The sequence below is a fragment of the Pseudomonas sp. M2(2023) genome (genome assembly GCF_030263955.1).
GTDB lineage: Bacteria > Pseudomonadota > Gammaproteobacteria > Pseudomonadales > Pseudomonadaceae > Aquipseudomonas > Aquipseudomonas asiatica.
Map to the genome: position 1 here is coordinate 2,449,351 of NZ_CP127114.1, position 18,946 is coordinate 2,468,296.

The 18,946-nt window shown below is 59.7% G+C and carries 22 protein-coding genes; 13 read left to right on the forward strand and 9 right to left on the reverse strand.

Annotated features, from left to right (window positions below; genetic code table 11):
* Nucleotides 1-17 precede the first annotated feature (17 nt).
* Nucleotides 18-977, reverse strand: a complete 960-nt coding sequence (gene ftrA, locus QN085_RS11315; protein ID WP_023660563.1) for a transcriptional regulator FtrA — start codon at nucleotides 975-977, stop codon at nucleotides 18-20.
* A 95-nt stretch (nucleotides 978-1,072) separates the two neighbouring features.
* On the opposite strand from ftrA, the gene QN085_RS11320 reads away from it, so the two are divergent.
* Complete coding sequence (locus tag QN085_RS11320; protein ID WP_031324217.1) at nucleotides 1,073-1,507, forward strand: rhodanese-like domain-containing protein; 435 nt, start codon at nucleotides 1,073-1,075, stop codon at nucleotides 1,505-1,507.
* 160 nt (nucleotides 1,508-1,667) lie between these two features.
* Here QN085_RS11320 and QN085_RS11325 read toward each other — a convergent pair whose 3' ends face one another.
* Both QN085_RS11325 and QN085_RS11330 read right to left on the reverse strand, forming a co-directional pair.
* Nucleotides 1,668-2,684, reverse strand: a complete 1,017-nt coding sequence (locus QN085_RS11325; RefSeq protein ID WP_023660565.1) for an alpha/beta hydrolase — start codon at nucleotides 2,682-2,684, stop codon at nucleotides 1,668-1,670.
* Nucleotides 2,685-2,713: 29 nt separating this feature from the next.
* Nucleotides 2,714-2,959 (reverse strand): DUF2790 domain-containing protein, encoded by a 246-nt coding sequence (locus QN085_RS11330; RefSeq protein WP_003256777.1) that lies wholly within the window; start codon nucleotides 2,957-2,959, stop codon nucleotides 2,714-2,716.
* A gap of 440 nt (nucleotides 2,960-3,399) precedes the next feature.
* Here QN085_RS11330 and QN085_RS11335 point away from each other — a divergent pair, with 440 nt between their 5' ends.
* From QN085_RS11335 to QN085_RS11345, 3 genes are all read left to right on the forward strand, one after another.
* Nucleotides 3,400-3,969 (forward strand): TetR/AcrR family transcriptional regulator, encoded by a 570-nt coding sequence (locus QN085_RS11335; protein ID WP_031324219.1) that lies wholly within the window; start codon nucleotides 3,400-3,402, stop codon nucleotides 3,967-3,969.
* A gap of 60 nt (nucleotides 3,970-4,029) precedes the next feature.
* Nucleotides 4,030-4,506 (forward strand): nuclear transport factor 2 family protein, encoded by a 477-nt coding sequence (locus QN085_RS11340; protein WP_023660567.1) that lies wholly within the window; start codon nucleotides 4,030-4,032, stop codon nucleotides 4,504-4,506.
* A gap of 348 nt (nucleotides 4,507-4,854) precedes the next feature.
* Entirely contained in the window at nucleotides 4,855-5,331 is a 477-nt protein-coding gene (locus QN085_RS11345; protein ID WP_023660568.1) for a nuclear transport factor 2 family protein, read from the forward strand.
* A 238-nt stretch (nucleotides 5,332-5,569) separates the two neighbouring features.
* Here the strand turns inward: QN085_RS11345 and cynR are convergent, their stop codons facing one another.
* A complete protein-coding gene (cynR, locus tag QN085_RS11350) occupies nucleotides 5,570-6,457 on the reverse strand; it encodes a transcriptional regulator CynR (RefSeq protein ID WP_031324220.1) in 888 nt (295 codons plus the stop codon).
* Between the two features lie 110 nt (nucleotides 6,458-6,567).
* Here cynR and QN085_RS11355 point away from each other — a divergent pair, with 110 nt between their 5' ends.
* The 4 genes from QN085_RS11355 (at nucleotide 6,568) to QN085_RS11370 (ending at nucleotide 9,457) form a co-directional block, all read left to right on the forward strand.
* The gene (locus tag QN085_RS11355; protein ID WP_023660570.1) at nucleotides 6,568-7,227 is read left to right on the forward strand and encodes a carbonic anhydrase; all 660 of its coding nucleotides are present in this window, start codon (nucleotides 6,568-6,570) and stop codon (nucleotides 7,225-7,227) included.
* A 39-nt stretch (nucleotides 7,228-7,266) separates the two neighbouring features.
* A complete protein-coding gene (gene cynS, locus QN085_RS11360) occupies nucleotides 7,267-7,737 on the forward strand; it encodes a cyanase (protein ID WP_003256785.1) in 471 nt (156 codons plus the stop codon).
* Between the two features lie 110 nt (nucleotides 7,738-7,847).
* The gene (locus tag QN085_RS11365; RefSeq protein WP_023660571.1) at nucleotides 7,848-8,105 is read left to right on the forward strand and encodes a DUF2790 domain-containing protein; all 258 of its coding nucleotides are present in this window, start codon (nucleotides 7,848-7,850) and stop codon (nucleotides 8,103-8,105) included.
* Between the two features lie 464 nt (nucleotides 8,106-8,569).
* Complete coding sequence (locus tag QN085_RS11370) at nucleotides 8,570-9,457, forward strand: transporter substrate-binding domain-containing protein (protein ID WP_031324222.1); 888 nt, start codon at nucleotides 8,570-8,572, stop codon at nucleotides 9,455-9,457.
* Between the two features lie 158 nt (nucleotides 9,458-9,615).
* On the opposite strand, the gene QN085_RS11375 is transcribed toward QN085_RS11370, so the two are convergent.
* A complete protein-coding gene (locus QN085_RS11375) occupies nucleotides 9,616-10,527 on the reverse strand; it encodes a LysR family transcriptional regulator (protein ID WP_015270098.1) in 912 nt (303 codons plus the stop codon).
* Between the two features lie 93 nt (nucleotides 10,528-10,620).
* On the opposite strand from QN085_RS11375, the gene QN085_RS11380 reads away from it, so the two are divergent.
* Genes QN085_RS11380 through aroE form a run of 5 tightly spaced genes read left to right on the forward strand, consistent with a single transcriptional unit; the run spans nucleotide 10,621 to nucleotide 14,459 of the window.
* The gene (locus QN085_RS11380; protein WP_023660573.1) at nucleotides 10,621-11,568 is read left to right on the forward strand and encodes a ketopantoate reductase family protein; all 948 of its coding nucleotides are present in this window, start codon (nucleotides 10,621-10,623) and stop codon (nucleotides 11,566-11,568) included.
* A complete protein-coding gene (locus tag QN085_RS11385; protein WP_015270100.1) occupies nucleotides 11,565-11,963 on the forward strand; it encodes a VOC family protein in 399 nt (132 codons plus the stop codon). Before QN085_RS11380 ends, QN085_RS11385 begins: the two co-directional genes overlap by 4 nt.
* Nucleotides 11,960-12,415, forward strand: a complete 456-nt coding sequence (locus QN085_RS11390; protein ID WP_003256790.1) for a MaoC family dehydratase — start codon at nucleotides 11,960-11,962, stop codon at nucleotides 12,413-12,415. Before QN085_RS11385 ends, QN085_RS11390 begins: the two co-directional genes overlap by 4 nt.
* Nucleotides 12,412-13,644, forward strand: a complete 1,233-nt coding sequence (locus QN085_RS11395; protein WP_041506070.1) for a CaiB/BaiF CoA transferase family protein — start codon at nucleotides 12,412-12,414, stop codon at nucleotides 13,642-13,644. The genes QN085_RS11390 and QN085_RS11395 overlap by 4 nt, the downstream gene beginning before the upstream one ends.
* Nucleotides 13,641-14,459 carry a shikimate dehydrogenase gene (gene aroE / locus QN085_RS11400; protein ID WP_023660574.1) on the forward strand — a complete coding sequence of 273 codons (819 nt, stop codon included), beginning with the start codon at nucleotides 13,641-13,643 and terminating at the stop codon, nucleotides 14,457-14,459. The genes QN085_RS11395 and aroE overlap by 4 nt, the downstream gene beginning before the upstream one ends.
* Before the next feature lie 211 nt (nucleotides 14,460-14,670).
* Here the strand turns inward: aroE and QN085_RS11405 are convergent, their stop codons facing one another.
* Genes QN085_RS11405 through QN085_RS11420 form a run of 4 tightly spaced genes read right to left on the reverse strand, consistent with a single transcriptional unit; the run spans nucleotide 14,671 to nucleotide 18,571 of the window.
* Nucleotides 14,671-15,390 (reverse strand): proteasome-type protease, encoded by a 720-nt coding sequence (locus tag QN085_RS11405; RefSeq protein WP_015270103.1) that lies wholly within the window; start codon nucleotides 15,388-15,390, stop codon nucleotides 14,671-14,673.
* Between the two features lie 41 nt (nucleotides 15,391-15,431).
* The gene (locus QN085_RS11410) at nucleotides 15,432-16,211 is read right to left on the reverse strand and encodes a transglutaminase family protein (RefSeq protein WP_023660575.1); all 780 of its coding nucleotides are present in this window, start codon (nucleotides 16,209-16,211) and stop codon (nucleotides 15,432-15,434) included.
* A complete protein-coding gene (locus tag QN085_RS11415) occupies nucleotides 16,208-17,158 on the reverse strand; it encodes an alpha-E domain-containing protein (RefSeq protein ID WP_015270105.1) in 951 nt (316 codons plus the stop codon). Before QN085_RS11415 ends, QN085_RS11410 begins: the two co-directional genes overlap by 4 nt.
* Nucleotides 17,159-17,161: 3 nt before the next feature.
* Complete coding sequence (locus tag QN085_RS11420) at nucleotides 17,162-18,571, reverse strand: circularly permuted type 2 ATP-grasp protein (RefSeq protein WP_015270106.1); 1,410 nt, start codon at nucleotides 18,569-18,571, stop codon at nucleotides 17,162-17,164.
* Nucleotides 18,572-18,946: the final 375 nt, after the last annotated feature.

Genomic DNA, 18,946 nt, shown 5'->3' on the forward strand with positions numbered 1-18,946 from the left:
AAGGTACCGCTGAACGGTCAGTGGTTGCCAAACTGCGCACGATACCTCATGGGCGCCAACCCCACGGTCTTGCGAAATGCTGCCCGGAAACTTTCCGCCGAGGCGAACCCGCAGCGTTCGGCGATTTGCTCATTGCTCAATGGGCTGCTTTCCAGCAACTCACGCGCCACGTTCATGCGCACCTGAAGCAGCCAGGTTTTCGGCGTGATGCCTGTCGCTTCGATGAAGCGTCGCAGGAAGGTACGTTCGCTCATCAGTGCCTTCGCTGCCAGCTGCTTGACCGTAAGCGGCCTGCCCACATGCAAGGTCGCCCACTCCAGCACCGCGGCAAGATCATCGCGAGGCTTCTGGGCAACGGGAGCGGGGAAGAACTGTGTTTGCCCTCCGGAACGCTGGGGTGCCATAACCAGGCGACGGGCAACGGTGTTGGCAACCTGGGTACCAAAGTCTCGACTCACCAGGTGCAGGCAGGCATCTATACCGGCAGCGCTGCCTGCCGAGGTAATCAGCTGGCCGCAGTCTACGTAAAGCACGCCAGGGTCAACTTCAATGAGTGGATAGCGTGCCGCGAGTTCGTCCGTATAGCGCCAATGGGTGGTGGCACGCTTGCCGTCCAGAAGGCCCGCAGCCGCGAGCACGAACACCCCCGAACAGATGGAAAGCAGCCGCGCCCCGCGTTGATACGCGGCGCGCAAGGCGTCCAGCAGCAACTGCGGCGGGCGCTCATCGCGGCTACGCCAGCCCGGAATGATGATGGTATGGGCATCAACGAGCGACTCCAAGCCGAACTCGGCAATGACCTGCATGCCACCTGCCGCGTGCATTGGTGCGGGATCGACGGCGACGATGCGATGTGTGTACCAGGCGAATTCGAACTCCGGGCGTGGCAGCCCGAAGATCTCCACGGCAATGCCGAACTCGAAGGTGCACAGCCCGTCATAGGCCAGCACGGCGACCAAACCAGGGTTCGTGAGCATTGGCGGAAAACTACCGGTGACTGTCGAATGCGCCACTGTAGCGATACAGGCGGGCTTCCTACAATGGGCGCACCTTCAACCGAGGAGTGAAATCCATGCCAAGCCTGGTCAGCGAATATCCTGCCGCAAGCCCATCCGATGCCCTGCTTCATTTCAGCCGCCGTCTGGCGTTCGAGACGGATTGTTCGGATGTTGAACGTAGCCAGCGGTCGGGTGATGTCGACTATGTGCTGGTAGATGTAAGGAGCAGCGAGGCGTTTGCGCAGGGCCATGTGCCGGGCGCGATCAATATTCCTGGCCGCACCATCAGCGCAGACCGCATGGCTGACTATGCGCGCCAGACGCTTTTCGTTGTTTATTGCGCAGGGCCGCATTGCAATGGCGTACATCGGGCGGCGGTTCGTTTGGCTGAGCTGGGTTTTCCGGTGAAAGAAATGATTGGCGGGGTTACCGGCTGGCTTGACGAAGGTTTTTCGTTGGTGGGGGTGGACGTTGCCGCACAGGGTAACGGCGTTTCCTGTGCATGTTGAGTCGAGAGGGCACAGTTCGAGCGGCATCACCCGAGGACGTACCCAGCGTGATCGAGGAAAGGCGGCCCGAATGCAGCCGCATCGCCAAGATTTCCATCCACCATGAGGGTCTTATCCGAGCAGGACCAGGGCGACAACGCCCCGGTCCTGATTGCCGCTGTCACTGGAGGTGTTGCCTGATCGCCTGTGCAGCCTGGTCCATCGCACTTCGGGTGCCAGGGACTTCGCCGAGGACATTCAGCAGGCCGAAGTCGTGAATCATCCCGTTGTAGCGTACGGCGGTTACCGGAACACCGGCGGCATTCAACTTGCGGGCATAGGCTTCACCTTCATCACGCAGCACGTCCATTTCAGCAGTTTGTACTAGTGCCGGCGGTAAACCTTTCAGCTGATCCAGGCTGGCACGTAGCGGCGATGCGTGAATGTCGTCGCGCTGCTTCGAATCAGTGGTGTAGTTGTCCCAGAACCACTGCATCATGTTGCGTGTCAGGAAGTGCCCTTCGGCGAATTGGTTGTAGGAACTGTTGTTGAAGTTGGCATCAGTCACGGGCCACAGCAGTGCCTGGAAGCGCAGCTTCGGAGTTCCGGCTTCCTTCGCTTTGATGGCTACTACTGCAGCCATGTTGCCGCCGACGCTGTTGCCAGCCACAGCGAGGCGGCCGCCGTCGACACCAATCTCCTTGCCATGCTCGGCGACCCAGCGGGTGGCGGCGTAAGCCTGGTTGATCGCTGTGGGGAACTTGGCCTCGGGCGATGGCGTGTAATCGACGTAGACCGCTGCCGCACGAGAGCCCACTACCAGGTCGTGGATCAGTCGCTCGTGGGTCGGATAATCGCCCAACACCCATCCACCACCATGGAAGAACATGAACACCGGCAGGTCACCCTTAGCCCCCTCCGGCCGCACTACCCGGATTTCCAGCGGCTGGCCATCGGCCTGGATGGTACGGCGCTCGACCTGAATACCGGACAAGTCGACCTTCACGCTTGCCTGGGCGCCTGTCAGCACTGACCGGGCGTCTTTCGGCGACAAGGTCTCAAGCGGCTTGCCGCCGCCTGCAGCCAGAGCCTGAAGGAAGCCTTGGGTGGTGTGTTCCACGCCCGGGCTACCAGCGGCGAAGGCACTGTTGACAGCCAGAGCCAGCAGGCCGGCGGTGAGGGTACGGGGCAGTTTCATGATTGTGCTCCTAGGGTGTGGGCAGGTGTTCAGTTCTGGTTGGCTGCAAAGTCCGGACGGATGTAGCTCACCTTCTGCTCCTCGCCGTGGCTGTCACGGTAGGTCAGAGTCGCAATGCTGTTTGGGCCGCCGTTGCTGGGTGTGGCCTCCACAGAGACGATTTTGTCGATATCCAGATCCATTCCGTAGTGATACGGAGTTGCGGTCTGCGCAAAAGCACCAACATTGGCGCCGAGCGTAAGGGTGACGATGGCGAATGCTTTGGTAATGGTCATGATCGTTCTCCGGTGTCTCGTAGGTGTGAGCGGTTGCTTCGTACTTGGGGTTAACTTTGCGCGATAATAATTAGTGCGCAAAATATATTTCCGCTATGGTCACGATTGAGTCAGTGCATCAGCGTCGGATAACCGCAGGCTCCGACAGCCAATAATGGGCGCCTTGCTTTGTTCTGGTAGCGCCATCAGAGAGCTCTCGCTGTCCGCCTGGTCGCGCTCGCACCCGACGGGGCCGTCGAATGTGCACCTGAGCAGTACCAAAGGCTCTCCTCACCACCTGGCGTCATCAGCCATGGGCTGGGATAGGGTCCTACAACAGGAGGTCAAACGCTGAGGCCGCCCAGGAATTCATTCCAGGTACCACTGGGGCGCGCGCCTTTAATCGAAGAATTCACCTGATGGTGCTTGACCGGAGAGAACGATCGTTCTACATTGAATCCATGAGCAGACCAACGATAGATCACAGAGCCCAAATCCTGGCCACCGCCGAGAAACTCATCTACGAAAACGGGATTCATGCCACGGGCATGGACCTACTGGTGAAGACCTCTGGCGTGTCAAGGAAGGGTATCTACAACCATTTCGCTACCAAAGATGATGTCGCAGCTGCGGCCTTGAGCGCTCGCGACGTACGCTGGATGCAATGGTTCAGGACCGAATGCGACAAAGCGGCTACACCGTACGATCGAATACTGAGCATGTTTACTGTTTTGAAGGGCTGGTTCGAGACGGATGGTTTCCGCGGCTGTGCGTTCATTAACACGGCAGGCGAGGTAGGGGATCCCGATGACCCCATCCGCCAGATCGCGAAACTGCACAAGCAAAAGCTCTTGGACTATACGCTTGAACTGACTGAACAATTGAACACTGAGCAACCGTTGGTCTTAGCCAGGCAGTTATTTATTTTGATGGAAGGCGCAATCACCACGGCTCGTGTTATGGGTGATTATCACGCTGCTGATAATGCAAAGGAAGTTGCGCAGATGTTGCTGAAAGAGCTTGTGCCCTAAAGCTTGAGCGTCAGAGACGCTACTCACACTTATCTATCCAACTAGGCTGGAGTCACTACCATGTCCAATGCCCAAACTCGCCCGCCACTTCCTCCTTTCACTCGCGAAACAGCGATTGAAAAAGTTCGACTTGCTGAAGATGGCTGGAACAGCCGCGACGCGGAAAAAGTCTCACTTGCCTACACGCTGGATACCAAATGGCGTAACCGCGCTGAGTTTGCTACCAACCGCGAAGAAGCTAAAGGGTTCCTTACCCGCAAGTGGAAAAAAGAGCTGGATTATCGCCTGATCAAAGAGCTCTGGGCGTTCACCGATAATCGCATCGCTGTCCGTTACGCTTACGAGTGGCATGATGATTCCGGTAACTGGTTCCGCTCCTACGGTAACGAGAACTGGGAATTTGAAGCTGATGGTCTGATGCACCGTCGCTTCGCCTGCATAAACGACATGCCTATCAAGGAAAGCGAGCGCAAATTCCACTGGCCGCTGGGCCGCCGCCCAGATGATCATCCCGGGCTGACTGAGTTGGGGCTGTAACTCCGGCTCCACTGTAAATTCTTTCAAACTCAGGGTGCTCGGCTAGGCAGAACGAAATTTAAATTCGATTGCCTACACTGCAGGTAGAGTACGAACGCTTTTAGCATAAGCATAGTTCTTATGATATTCCACGGAAACATAGTTTCGAGGATACGTGCGCCTGCACCTATAGCATCTCTATTAGTTGCAACCGCCTCCATCAAGGCGCGGCAATAGAGTTTAATTTAATGCTGTCGTTAGCAGTGCGATTCAACTTTCACAGATTGATAATTCAAGCGGCCTTGCTATAGGCCCGCGATCCACTGGCACTGGTTTACTCAATTATCCAATTAATCTGGAGGCACCACCATGTCCAATATCCACACTCGCCCACCACTTCCTCCTTTCACTCGCGAAACGGCGATTGAAAAAGTCCGACTGGCAGAAGATGGTTGGAACAGCCGCGACGCGGAGAAAGTTTCGCTCGCCTATACGCTGGATACCAAATGGCGTAACCGCGCTGAGTTTGCTACCAATCGCGAAGAAGCTAAAGGGTTCCTTACCCGCAAGTGGAAAAAAGAGCTGGATTATCGCCTGATCAAAGAGCTCTGGGCCTTTACCGATAACCGTATCGCCGTCCGTTACGCATACGAATGGCATGATGATTCCGGTAACTGGTTCCGCTCCTACGGCAACGAGAACTGGGAATTTGAAGCTGATGGCCTGATGCATCGTCGCTTCGCCTGCGTAAACGACATGCCTATCAAGGAAAGCGAGCGTAAGTTTCACTGGCCACTGGGTCGCCGTCCGGATGACCACCCAGGTCTGACCGAGCTCGGCCTGTAAGTCACCGTCAACCTGATCCTTTTGTCTTAAAGGATCAGGTTTTTTTCGTTCAGAAGCGATTCGTCATCCCTATTGCGGTTTGTGATACACAACAGCGCCGTCGGCGGCTAGAAAGCCAATAGAGGGCTTTCCTCTCCTTCCAGTCTCCGCTTCGTCGGTCAGGCAAAGCGTCATCGTTGCACTTTTCCTTCACCCTTGGGCCCTGTTGCACACGCGCATCCTGCGGTCACGCAAAACCTCACTGATCAAGATCGCTGGATACTTCTTTAGCCAGCTCGAGGAAGACGCGCACCGCCGCGCTCAGAAAGGCGTCTTTGCGCCGCATTAGAACGGCTCGTCGCTCCAAGCGCTCCGGCTCCAACGTGATGGCCACCAGGTCGTCATGGGCCAACGCAATTCTGGCAGGCAATAAGGTCGAAAGATTCGTCCGGCGAACGATCTCGATCACTGCGCCTAGGGCATTGGCCTCCATCTGCACCTTAGGGTTAATCTCATATTTGCGGCAGTAGCGGTCGATTTGCTCGCGAGTGGCAAACTCTGTGCTGAGCAAGACTAAAGACTCAGCACTCAGGCCGTGCGAGGTAATGGAGCGTTCCTCGGCCAGGCGGTGTCTGCGGTTCATAACCAAAGCGAGCGTTTCGTTCAGCAAGGGGATGGCTTCGATGTCCGATGAATGTATTTCATCGAATGCGATGCCTACGTCCAACTCTCCCGCCAACAGCAGCTCCTCGATCCGTTCCTGGGAGATCTCTTTCAGGTTGACGGTGATCTTGGGGTATCTGAGGTGAAATGCCTCGATGAGTGGCCCCACCAGATAGCTCGTAAACGTCGGCGTTACGGCAACACGCAATGAGCCACGGCTGAGGTCGCTGACATCATGTATAGCCCTTTTGGCTTCCTGCAATTCCTGATGCGCACGGCGCGCATAGAGAAGATAGACATCCCCCGCGTCAGTCAAACGCGTGGTGCGGCCTGATCGGTCAAACAACTGGGCTCCCAGGCTCTCTTCCAAGTGCCTTACTTGCTGCGAAAGGGCCGGCTGAGAGACATGCAGCGCCGCTGCAGCCTTCGTGAAACTGAGGTGCTCCGCAACGGCTAGAAAGTACTGGATATGTCGAGCGAGCATGTCTAAGCCCATAAGATAATCGAATCCGACTCATAATAAATGAGACTTTTACCTTATGTCATGCACTGCTTAATCTTTGTCTCACACCCAGCGACATTGAGACAGCAACCATGAAAGCGATCATCGACGGATTTCTGAAGTTTCAAAAAAACGCTTTTCCTGAGCGGGTCAAACTGTTCAAGGACCTTGCCAATCAGCAGGCGCCGAAGGCTCTCTTCATCTCCTGCTCTGATAGCCGGCTGGTGCCTGAATTGGTCACCCAACGCGAGCCAGGCGATCTGTTTGTAATCCGCAACGCCGGCAATATCGTGCCGTCGTATGGGCCAGAGCCGGGTGGCGTTTCGGCTTCGGTCGAATACGCGGTCGCCGGACTCAACGTTGCAGACATCGTGATCTGCGGCCACTCCGACTGCGGCGCGATGACCGCCATCGCCACCTGCAAATGTCTGGATCACATGCCCGCTGTGGCCGGCTGGTTGCGGTACGCCGACTCGGCCAAGGTAGTTAATGAGGCCCGTCATCACGTGGATAAGCGCAGCAAAGTCGCCTCCATGGTGCGCGAGAACGTGATCGCGCAACTGGCCAACATACAGACCCACCCATCCGTTCGCCTGGCTCTCGAAGAAGGCCGCGTGACCCTGCATGGCTGGATCTATGACATCGAGACCGGACGTATCGACGCCTTTGATGGCAGTACCGGCACCTTCGTGTCTCTCGCGGAAAACCCGGAAGTCCACGCCGTTTCCCAGCAAGCCAGGCACGTCGCCTGAAACCTGTACCTGCACCTTTACTTACCCAGGAGATTCACCATGATCCAGACTCAAGCCACCCGCACCGCCCGCCAGGAACTGACCGAAGTTATCATTCTGGCCAAGGCTCGCAAGGACCTGTCCTTTGCGCAGATCGTTGACGGTACCGGCCTGTCCGAGGCCTTTGTCACCGCTGCCTTGCTTGGCCAACATCCGCTGCCTGAAAGCGCCGCGAAGGTCGTAGGCGATAAGCTCGACCTCGATGCTGATCAAGTTGCACTGCTGCAATCGATGCCGATCCGCGGCAGCTTCTTCGACGGAGTGCCGAGCGACCCTACCATCTACCGCTTTTACGAAATGATCTCGGTGTATGGAACCACCCTCAAAGCTCTGGTCCACGAGAAGTTCGGCGACGGCATCATCAGTGCCATCAACTTCAAGCTGGACATCAAGAAGGTCGAAGATCCGGACGGTGGCCATCGCGCTGTGATCACTCTGGACGGCAAGTACCTGCCTACCAAGCCCTTCTGATGTAGCTCAGCCCGGCGCCTGACTGCGCCGGGCCACACCCAATCGTTTATGACGACCGAGCGCCGATTGGATGCTCAGGCCTTCTTACGCCCTCAGTACAGGTGATTACCATGAAACTGTTACTCGTTTTGTTCCTAGGCTGCCTTGGTTCTGTTGCTATGGCCGATGACCAAGGTACTCAAACTGCACAAATTACGGTTGAACCCTATCGCTACTCCCAGAACCTGGATATCGCGCACGTTGTGGCTGTTACGCCGGTGCCCAATGTCTGCGATGTTGTGCCGATGCAACTGACTTACGACGACTCCAAAGGCGAACGGCATATCATGGAGTACCGCATTGTGGGGAATGGGTGTTCTGACAACTGATGCGCCGTCCATACCCCCGCCTGACAGTGAGCTCCTGGGCATTAGGGGCGCTGCGATCGAAGCTTAATGTTCTGCATGGAAGGGAGCCCACTCCGAAGATCGCTGTGGGCTCTCTGGCTTTCGACAGATGGAGATCCGCCCAAGCAAGCTACGAGCCTGCAATCTGACCAAGCTTCGCGTACGCGACATTGCTCATGGGGAGCACTGGCCTTGCAAACTGCTACGCGGAACCCTCGCTCGGCGTCCATGCTGATCGATACGTCGCAGCGAACATCCCGATGGTATTCGCGCGATGTCGCAGGATGATCAGTTTTTGATCTGGCGCAAAGTATTTACCCTCCATCGGCGTACTTTTTTTATTACCAAGACCTTTCCTCGCCACGCCGGAAATTTGCGCTCACCTTCACGTGTGTCAGTGTGTTTTTGATGAGTTTTTGTCTTTTTCATGCTTTCAAGGGAGCCCTATGAAAACCTCATATTTCGTGGCAGCGACAATCCTGGCCGCGTCTGCCATCGCATTTCATGCCAACGCGCAGACCCTCGAAAAGGTTGCCGATAGTAACAAAATCACCGTGTCTTACCGGGAGGCGTCGGTACCTTTCAGCTACTTGATTAGTCCCGGCAAAGCGGTTGGTTTCTCCGTCGATTTGACCGATGCCATCGTTGCTGATGTGCGTAGCAAGCTCAAGAAGCCGAACTTGGAAGTGGTTTACATTCCTGTGTCTTCACAAACCCGCATTCCGTTACTGGTCAACGGCACATACGATCTGGAGTGCGGTTCCACCACTAACAACGCCGTGCGTGGGAAGGACGTGGCTTTTGCAATCAGCCATTTCTACACCGGCACACGCCTATTAACCAAGAAGACCTCCGGCATAAAGAGCTACGCCGATCTTGCAAGGAAAACTGTTGCCAGCACCGCCGGTAGCACGAACGAGAAGGTCCTCCGTCAATACAGTGCCGACCACAATCTAGACGTACAGGTCGTCTTGGGCAAAGACTATGATGACTCCTTGGCGCTGGTTGAGAATGATCGTGCCGTGGCGCTTGCCCTGGACGATGTCCTCCTGTTTGGCCTCATGGCGAACTCCAAAAATCCCGACTCGCTCGAAGTCGTGGGTGATGCGCTGCAAGTAGAACCCTATGGCTGCATGCTTCGAAAAGATGATCCTGAATTCAAGGAATTGGTCGATGGCACCATAACCCGTCTCATGAAGTCGGGTGAATTCGCAAGGCTATACACCAAGTGGTTTCAATCACCGATTCCTCCAAAAGGGATGAATTTGAACATGCCGATGAGCGAACAGCTCAAAGCCAATCTCGAGGCGCGGAGTGACAAACCAGCGCTGTAGAGTTTGAGTGGTTGCGAACGTCTTCTTTGAAGCGCCTACAAGCATTTTGATGCGCGGGATGATGGCTGGACGAAGGTGGTGCTCAAGCCTGCTGCTTGATCCGTACACCGATGCTTCCAGGGAAGGAAGCTCGGCGAGCGAAGGTTTCGCCGTGTGTGCTAACCGGCCCCTGTTTGAAACAAGCCCCGTACCACCTCCCTGATCCAGCGATTCCCGCTGTCTTGCTGGTACCGTGCGTGCCAGTGCTGCTTGACCGTGAAACCTTCCACTGCAAACGGGCAATCGTGCACGTGCAAACCATGCATGTCGGCGAGTGTCTGGCCGATGTGCCGTGGCAACGTAGCCACCAGGTCGGTCGACCCGACAATCATCCCCAACCCCAGAAACGCCGGCAGCTCCAGCATGATCCTGCGTTCGATGCCGGCCCGCGCCAGGCCGGCCTCCAGCAACTTCTGCCCGGTCCCGGCACTGATTTGTACATGCCCCTCGGCCTGGTAACCCGCCACGCTCATGCCGTTGCTCAAACGCGGGTGTAGCGGGTTGCTCAGGCAGACCCAGTCCTGCTCGAACAACACTTGCTGATACATCCCCGCACCCAGCCAGGGCACGAAGCCGATGGCCAAGTCCGCCTCGCCCGACTCCAGCGCGCTCTCGGTATTGCCATCGATGCGTGCAGCTTCCAGGCGAATACCCGGCGCGTGGGTGCGCAGGTGGTTGAGGATGCTGGGCAGCAGGGTGATATGGCTGGCATCACTGACGCACAGGCGAAAGCGCCGCTGCGCCGTGGCCGGAACGAACTGCGGCTCCCAGGTAGTCAGGCGCCGCAGCGATTCCAGCACCTCGCGGCATGGCCCGATCAGCTGGTCTGCCCGCGGGGTTGGCGCCATGCCGCCTGGCGTACGCACGAACAGTGGGTCGTTCAACTCTTCACGCAAGCGCCCCAACCAGATGCTCACGGTAGGTTGGCTCTGGCCGAGCTGTTCAGCACTGCGAGTGACGCTGCGGCATTGGTACAGCACATCGAACAGTTGCAGCAGCTTGGGGTCGGGCAAAGCGTCGAGCGCACTCATTATTGCGAAATCCAATAAGTGTATTGAGTCCATTGTATAGCCGAAATAAGGCTCGCTGCATAAGGTAGTCGCAAACCACAGGAGGTCAGCGATTTGAAAATCTGCATTCTGGGCGCCGGCGCCTTGGGTTGTGCCATTGGTGCGGCCTTGAGCGAAGCGGGGCACGAAACCTGGCTGTTGAACCGTGGCCATGCACATGTCGAGGCGATGAACCTGCACGGGCTGCGGGTGCAGGATGAACGCGGCGAGCGGCAGGTCCGGGTGAAGGCAGCCTGCGACGCGGCAACCGTGGGCGTGGCCGACCTGGTGGTGGTGCTGGTCAAGTCATTCCACACCGGCGAGGCGATTGCCGGGGCCAAGGCGCTGATCGGGCCGCAGACGCTGGTGCTGTCACTGCAGAACGGTCTTGGCCATGAAGACATCCTGGCCGAGGCCGTGGGCCGTGAGCGGGTGCTGGCTGGCAAGACCTACGTCGGTGGCGTGCTGCTGGCGCCGGGTTCGATCCGCGCCGGTGTTGCGGGCAAGCAGACTTTCATCGGCGAGCTCGACGGCCAAAGGACGCTGCGTGTGCAGGCCATCGCCGAGGTCTTCAATGGTGCCGGGCTCGCCACCACGGTCAGTGACAACATTCTCGGCACCATGTGGGACAAGCTGCTGGTCAACGTCGCGACAGGCGCGCTCAGCGGCATCACCAGGCTCGGTTATGGCCAGTTGTACAGCGAGCCGCTGCTGGAAAGCACCGCCAAGGCAGCGGTGGCTGAAGCCATTGCCGTCGCTGAACGAGCAGGCATCCGCCTGAGCCTCACCAGCCCGGATTCTGCATGGCGGCTGGCCGCCGAAGGCCTGCCGGCAAGCTTCCGTACCTCGATGTTGCAGAGCCTGGAAAAGGGTTCGGTCACCGAGATCGATTTCATCAATGGCTCCGTCGTGCGCTGGGGCCAGCGCCATGGCGTGGCCACGCCGGTCAACGCGACCCTGGTGGCCTGCATCAAGGGCATCGAACGCGCCATGGCCGATCAGCAGAAGGGGAGTAATCCATGAGCCAGCCGAAAGCCTACCTTGAACACGTTGCGTTCTGGGTGCGCGACATCCAGTGGCACATCCGCTTTTTCAGCGAGGTGTGTGGCATGACCATGCGTGAAATACAGGGTGACGTCGAGCAGCCTGCACAGTACTGGACCCTTGGTGGCCTGCAGTTCATCCACCAACCGGACTTTGCCGGCCCGGAAGGGCGCATGGCGCACCTGGGCATCATGTGCGAGGACCTCGAAGCCACCCTGGCCGCCGCACAGCGTTTCGGCGTCAGCGAAATGCCCCAGGGCCGCAACTGGCTGCGCCTGCCTGACGGCCTTGCGGTCGAGTTCATTCAGGCATCGCCGGCGAAATGCGTCGCCCAGGCACTGGCCATCGACCCACGTGCAGAGGTGGTGGCATGAGCGTAGTGGAAAGATACTGGGACGATGCCCGCGAAGGCGATGAATGCATCAGCCCCACCTACACGGTGACCCGCGAACGTATCCTGGCCTACGCAGACCTCACCGGCGACCACACCCCGGTGCATGTCGACGAGGCCTACGCCAACGCCAGTCATTTCGGCTGCCTGGTTGCCCACGGCCTGTTCGGCCTGTCGATCGCCGACGGCCTGAAGACCCAGTGCGAATACCGCTTTGTACCGGGCATGTCGCTGGGCTGGACCTGGGACTTCGTGCTGCCGATCAAGGTCGACGATGTGCTGCACGTGCGCATGCGCGTGGGGGCGATGCGCCCGAGCAACAGCCGACCGGGCTGGGGCATCGTGGTCTTGCCGTCGGAGCTGATCAACCAGCACGGCGAAGTCGTGCAGCGTGGCGAGCACCGGCTGATGGTGCCCCGGAGGGTGCAGGCATGAGCCAGGCATTGCCATTGGCAGGTATCCGCGTCATCGACTACAGCCACTTCCTCGCCGGGCCCTATGTGGGCCGCTGCCTGGCAGCACTCGGCGCCGAGGTGATCAAGGTCGAACGGCCGGGCAGCGGCGATGCCGGGCGCCAGCATGCATTTACCCTGGATGAGCAGCAGAGCGGTTACTTCCTGCAGCTGAACATGGGCAAGCAGGGCGTCAGCGTGAACATGAAGGACCCGCGTGGCAAAGCGTTCATGCAACGCCTGACCGACTCGGCCGATGTGTTCATCGAAAACTATCGCCCCGGCGCCCTGGACAAACTGGGCCTGGGCTATGCCGAGCTGTCGGCGCGCAACCCGCGTCTGGTGTACTGCTCCATCTCCGCCTATGGCCATACCGGGCCGGATGCCCACCGCGCCGGTTTCGGGCTGATCGCCGAGGCCAAGAGCGGGATCATGCAGATGGTCGGCGTGCCGGGCGAAGCGCCGCCGTTGCTGCGCATTTCCCTTGGCGACATGTACACCGGCATTCATGCCGTGGCGGCGATCAATGCGGCATTGCTGGGCCGGGTGAACAGTGGTCGCGGCCAGCACATCGACATGGCCCTGTACGACACGCTGGTGTCGATGCATGAATATGCGGTGCAGTGCTACACCTTGTCCGACGGCACTGTCCTGCCCGAGCAGACCGGCCATGACATGCCCACCTCCACCCTGTACGGCGTGTTCCGCGCGGCCGATGGCGACCTGGTAATCGCCGCCCAGGTCGACGATGCCTGGAAGCGCTTTGCCGCGATGCTGGAAGCCAACGGTGGCCCGGCCGGGTTCGGCAGCGACAGCCGCTACCACAACCTCAATGGCCGCAACGCCCATCGCCAGGCGATTCTGGCCGTGGTTCGCGACTGGGTCGGCGCGCGCCAGGTGGCGGATATCCTGCAGTTGCTCGATGACATCGACATCCCCAGCGCCAAGGTGCAGCGCATCGACGAGGTGGTGGCCGACCCGCAGATTCAGGCGCGCAACATGGTCATCGAGCAGCAGCACCCGCGCTACGGCACCTTGCGCCTGCCCAACCTGCCGTTTCGCTTTTCCGACTGCGACACCACGATCCACCAGGTGGCCCCGGACCTCGGTCAGCACAATGCCGAAGTGGCCGCCGGCCTAGGTTTCACCCCTGAAGAAATCACCGCCATGCAGGCAGACGGTGTGCTGTTCACCCACGGAGATGCACGATGAGCGACCGCTATGCAGTGATCGGCCGGCCGATCAACCACACCAAGTCCCCGTTGATTCATGGCCTGTTCGCCCAGGTTGCCGGCCAGTGCCTGGAGTATGGCGCGCTGGAGGGCGAGCTCGAGGGCTTCGAGGCTCAGGTACTGCAGTTTCGCAGTGATGGCGGGTTGGGCATGAACATCACCGCGCCGTTCAAGCTGCGAGCCTTCGAGCTGGCCGACCAGCGCAGCGAGCGCGCCCAGTTGGCGCGGGCGGCCAATGCGTTGAAGTTCGAGGATGGCCGTATCTTTGCCGAAAACTTCGACGGCATCGGCTTGCTGCGGGATATCGAGGAAAACCTCGGTGAGCCGCTGGCCAATCGACGGGTACTGTTGCTCGGCGCCGGTGGCGCGGTACGCGGTGCATTGCTGCCGTTCCTGCAGGCGGGGCCGAGCGAGCTGGTGCTTGCCAACCGTGACATGGCCAAGGCGCTCGCCCTGCGCAACGAACTGGATCATCCAAGGCTGCGCATCAGCCGTTATGAGGAGCTGGAGGGACAGTCCTTCGACATCGTGGTCAACGCCACCTCTGCCAGCCTCACTGGCGAGCTGCCGCCACTGCCTGAAGGCGTGCTGGGCGCGACGCAGCTGGCTTACGAGCTGGCGTATGGCAAAGGCCTTACGCCGTTCCTGCGCATGGCCCAGGCGCAGGGGGTGGTGCGCCTGGCCGACGGTGTCGGCATGTTGGTCGAACAGGCGGCGGAGGCTTTCGCCTGGTGGCGCGGGGTACGGCCAGAAACCCGCGCCGTCATCGATCGCCTGACCATTCCCCTCAAGTAGGATCACGGTCCCTGTGGGAGCGGGCAAGCTGCACATAACCTATTGAATCAGCAGGGCCCCTGTGGGAGCGGCTTTAGCCGCGAACACCGGCGCAGCCGGTCCCATGCTCCGCGTTGGATTCTTCGCGGCTAAAGCCGCTCCCACAGGGTACGCGGTCGCTTTCGAATTGAGTTCTCTACGCGACAGCGCAGCCCACAGGGATCCCTGCCAATCAGTAGGGCGGCGCTGGCAGTTCGGCCAACAGTCTTTTTAGCCCGTCGCTCCACTGCCTGCGTATCTGCTCGTAGTACACATCGTCGCTGGCGATACGCTGGCGTTTCGGTGTTTCCAGGCTGTCCTTCTGATACACCAGCAGGTCCAACGGCATGCCCACCGACAGGTTGCTGCGAATGGTCGAGTCGAACGAGATCAGGCCGCAGCGCAACGCTTCATCGAGTGGCATATGGTAGCCGAGGTTGCGGTCGAGAATCGGCCGCCCGTACTTGCTTTCGCCCAGTTGCAGGAACGGGGTGTCCGGCGTGGCCTGGAAGAAATTGCCCTGCGCATAGACGTTGTATATGCCCATGGGGCCGCCGGCAATCTGGCCGCCGACGATGAACGAACTGCTCAGGTCGATTCCAGCCGAAAGCTTGCTGCGATCACGGCTGACCACCTCGCGCAAGGTGTCGGCGACCAGTACCGTTGCATCGTAGAGCGTCGCAACGTTCAACAGGTGGGGGCCGGGGCCCTTCGTACGTTGCTGGAGCAGGTTCACCACCGATTGCGAGGTCGCCAGGTTGCCAGCGGTCTGCAGGACGATCAGGCGCTCCCCCGGCACGCCGAACACGAACAGCTTGGCAAAGCTGGCGATCTGGTCGATGCCCGCATTGGTGCGTGAGTCGCTGATGAAGACAAGCCCGTCCGCCAGGTGCATGGCGACACAATAGGTCATGCTGTTTCCCTTGTTTTTTTCATGAACGGATGCCGCACCTGTCATTGGCGGTGCACGTGTACGCTGGCCTGCATCGATTCGGCGCCGCCCCCGCGGCGCACGCCCCTGACCGGGCAGGCATCGAGGTAGTCCAGGCCCACTGCCAGCTTCAGGTGGCGTTCTGGCCGGGTCAGGCGGTTGGTGATGTCGAAGCTGTACCAGGCGTCATCGACCCAGGCTTCCGCCCAGGCATGGCTGGCCAGGTGCTGCTCGTCTTCGGTACATAGGTAACCGGACACATAGCGTGCCGGAATACCCAGGCTGCGCGCGCAGGCGAGAAACGCATGGGTATGGTCCTGGCACACCCCGGCAGCGCCGCTGAACGCTTCGATGGCAGTGGTGCCCACCGATGTGGCACCGGGGCTGTATGGCATGTGCTCGGCCAGGCCTTGCATCAGCCCGATCAGCGCTGCCCGGTCACGGTGCTTGCCACAATGTCGGCTGGCGAAGGCCTTGAGTGTGTCATCGGCCTGGGTCAGGTGGCTGCCGCGCAGGAAGGGCAGGGGTGAATGTTCGCCGGCCTCTTGCTCGCGATCCGGGTCGATTTCTACCTGGCCGCTGGCGGTCAGTGCCAGGTGGCCATGGGGTTTGTCCAGGGTCAATACATGCAGGATGTTGCCATACGGGTCGATCTGGCCGTTGACCTTGCAGGGCAGGTCGAGTTGCCATTCAGTGATGCGCTGGCGCTCGCTGCTGCGTGGCGTCAGGCGCAGGAACTGGATGCTGTTGCACACATCGCTTGCATAGCTGTAGGTTGTGTCGTGGCGAATGGACAGTTTCATACGACCTCCAGATAGGAGTGGTGGACCGCCTGGCCCAGTTGATTGATGCGCCCGATGAAGTCGCTCAACCACGGGTGCAACCCTGCTTCGAGTATTTCGTCGATCGCGGTGTAGCGCAGGCGAGCGTTGAGTTCGGCGGCCATGCGCTGGGCGGCGCGCCCGGTGCTGCCCGGCAGGCTGGCAAGGATCTGGTCCAGCTCCTCGATACAGGCATGCAGCGAGCGGGGCACATCGACCCGCAGCAATAGCAGCTCGGACACCGGTCGTGCACTGGGTGCGGCGCGATACAGTTCGTTGAAGGCTTCGTAGGAGGTCAGCGCGCGCAGCAAGGCGCTCCATTGGTAATAGCCGCGGGCAGAATCATCGCTGACTTCCTCGGAGGCCTCCCCGAACATTTCATAGCGTGCATCGAGCAGGCGCAGGGTGTTGTCAGCCCGCTCCAGGAAGGTCCCCAGGCGGATGAAGCTGTAAGCGTCGTTGCGCATGATGGTGCCTGAAGTAGCACCGCGGAACAGGTGCGAGCGTTCCTTGACCCAGTCGCAGAACTGGCTGATGCCATAACGGCCGAGGCCATTGCTGGCAATGTTGCGCATCTCGATCCAGGTAGCGTTGATGTTCTCCCACATGTCGGCAGTGATGCGGCCACGCACTGCGTGGGCATTGGTCCTGGCCGCCTGCAGGCAGCAATAGATGCTGCCGGGGTTGGTCGCATCCAGGGCGAAGAAGTGCAGCATGCGCTCGGTGTCCAGCTCGGTGTGCCGGCGGCGGTAGTCGTCCAGCGTTCCGGATGCCAGCAGTGACATGGCCAGCTCGGCATGGCCGTCGCTGCGGCCAGCCTGGGGCATCAGCGACAGCGAATAACTGACCTCGAGCATGCGCGCAAGGTTTTCTGCACGCTCCAGGTAGCGCGACATCCAGTAAAGGTCGGAAGCAGTTCTCGAAAGCATGGTTCAGTCCTCCACCACCCAGGTGTCCTTGGTACCGCCGCCTTGCGACGAGTTGACCACCAGCGAACCTTCCTGAAGGGCCACGCGGGTAAGGCCGCCTGGCACCAGTCGGGTTTCACTGCCGGACAGCACGAACGGGCGCAAGTCGATGTGGCGCGGTGCGATGCCGCTGTCGACGAAGGTCGGGCATGTGGAAAGGCACAGGGTAGGTTGAGCGATGTAGGCGTGCGGGCGGGCCTTGATGCGGGCGCGGAAGTCCTCGATCTGTGCGCTGGTCGCCGCAGGCCCGACCAACATGCCGTAGCCACCGGAGCCCTGGGTTTCCTTGACCACCAGCTCGGGCAGGTGGGCCAGGACATGGGAAAGCTCTGCAGGCCTGCGGCACTGCCAGGTAGGAACGTTGTTCAAGACCGGCTCTTCGCTCAGATAGAAGCGGATCATGTCGTCGACATAGGGGTAGATCGACTTGTCGTCTGCCACCCCGGTGCCTACCGCATTGGCCAGCACCACGTTGCCAGCGCGGTACACCGAAATCAGCCCCGGCACGCCCAGCATCGAGTCAGGGTTGAACGACAGCGGGTCGAGGTAGTCGTCGTCCAGGCGGCGATAGATCACATCCACCTGTTTTGGACCAGCGGTAGTACGCATGTAGACGTGCTCGTCACGGATGAACAGGTCCGCACCCTCGACCAGTTCGATGCCCATTTCCCGGGCCAGGAAGGCGTGCTCGAAATAGGCACTGTTGAAGCGGCCAGGGGTGAGCAACACGGCAGTGGGGTTGTCCAGTGGGCTGGCGCTCTTGAGCGTGTCCAGCAGCAGGTTGGGGTAGTGGTCGATGGGCGCGATACGCTGTGCGGCGAACAGCTCGGGGAACAGCCGCATCATCATCTTGCGGTCTTCGAGCATGTAGCTGACCCCGCTGGGGGTGCGCAGGTTGTCCTCCAGCACGAAGTAGCTGCCATCCCCGTCACGGACCAGGTCGACGCCAGCGATATGGGCATAGAGCCCGCGGTGCAGGCCCAGGCCCTGCATGGCGATCTGGTAGCCTTCGTTGGCCAGCACTTGTTCCGGCGGGATGATGCCGGCCTTGAGGATGCGCTGGTCGTGGTAGATGTCCTGCAGGAACAGGTTCAACGCCTGAACCCGCTGGATACAGCCGCGCTCGACCATGCGCCATTCGCTGGCGCGAATGCTGCGCGGGATGATGTCAAAGGGGATCAGGCGCTCGGTATCCTCTTTGTCACCGTACAAGGTGAAGGTGATACCGGCGCGGTGAAACAGCAGGTCAGCTTCGCGTCGGCGTTGCTCCAGCAACTCCAGCGGGGTGTTTGCCAACCAGCGGGCGAACTCCTGGTAATGCGGGCGGCAACTTCCGTTCGTATCATACATTTCATTGAAAAATGCCCGGGACATACCCACTCCTTGCCACCGTTGCCGGCAGCTTCATTGCGGTTCATCTACGTGTTTCAGGGTGCGGCCTTGCGGGTCGGTGGGTGTTTTGTCTGCGGTGAGCCTCGAATCCGATCAATTGCTGTGCGTTGTGCACGCAAGAGGCCATTGCAATGAAGGTGCCGAAAGCCGGGCACAGCTCTGGAGTGGCAACAGGCTGGCGGTAACACCTTGAAACTCTTGGGTTTTATTGCTGAATTCGATGACTGCGCCGCATGCAGCCGTGCGGGAACGTCGGGAGGGGGGGGCAGGCGCGCCTCAAAAAAAGGCGCGCTATGCACCGAGCTGCAGCTTTTGCTCCGAATTGGAGCGAGTCCATGGCGAGGCGACACTCCGGCC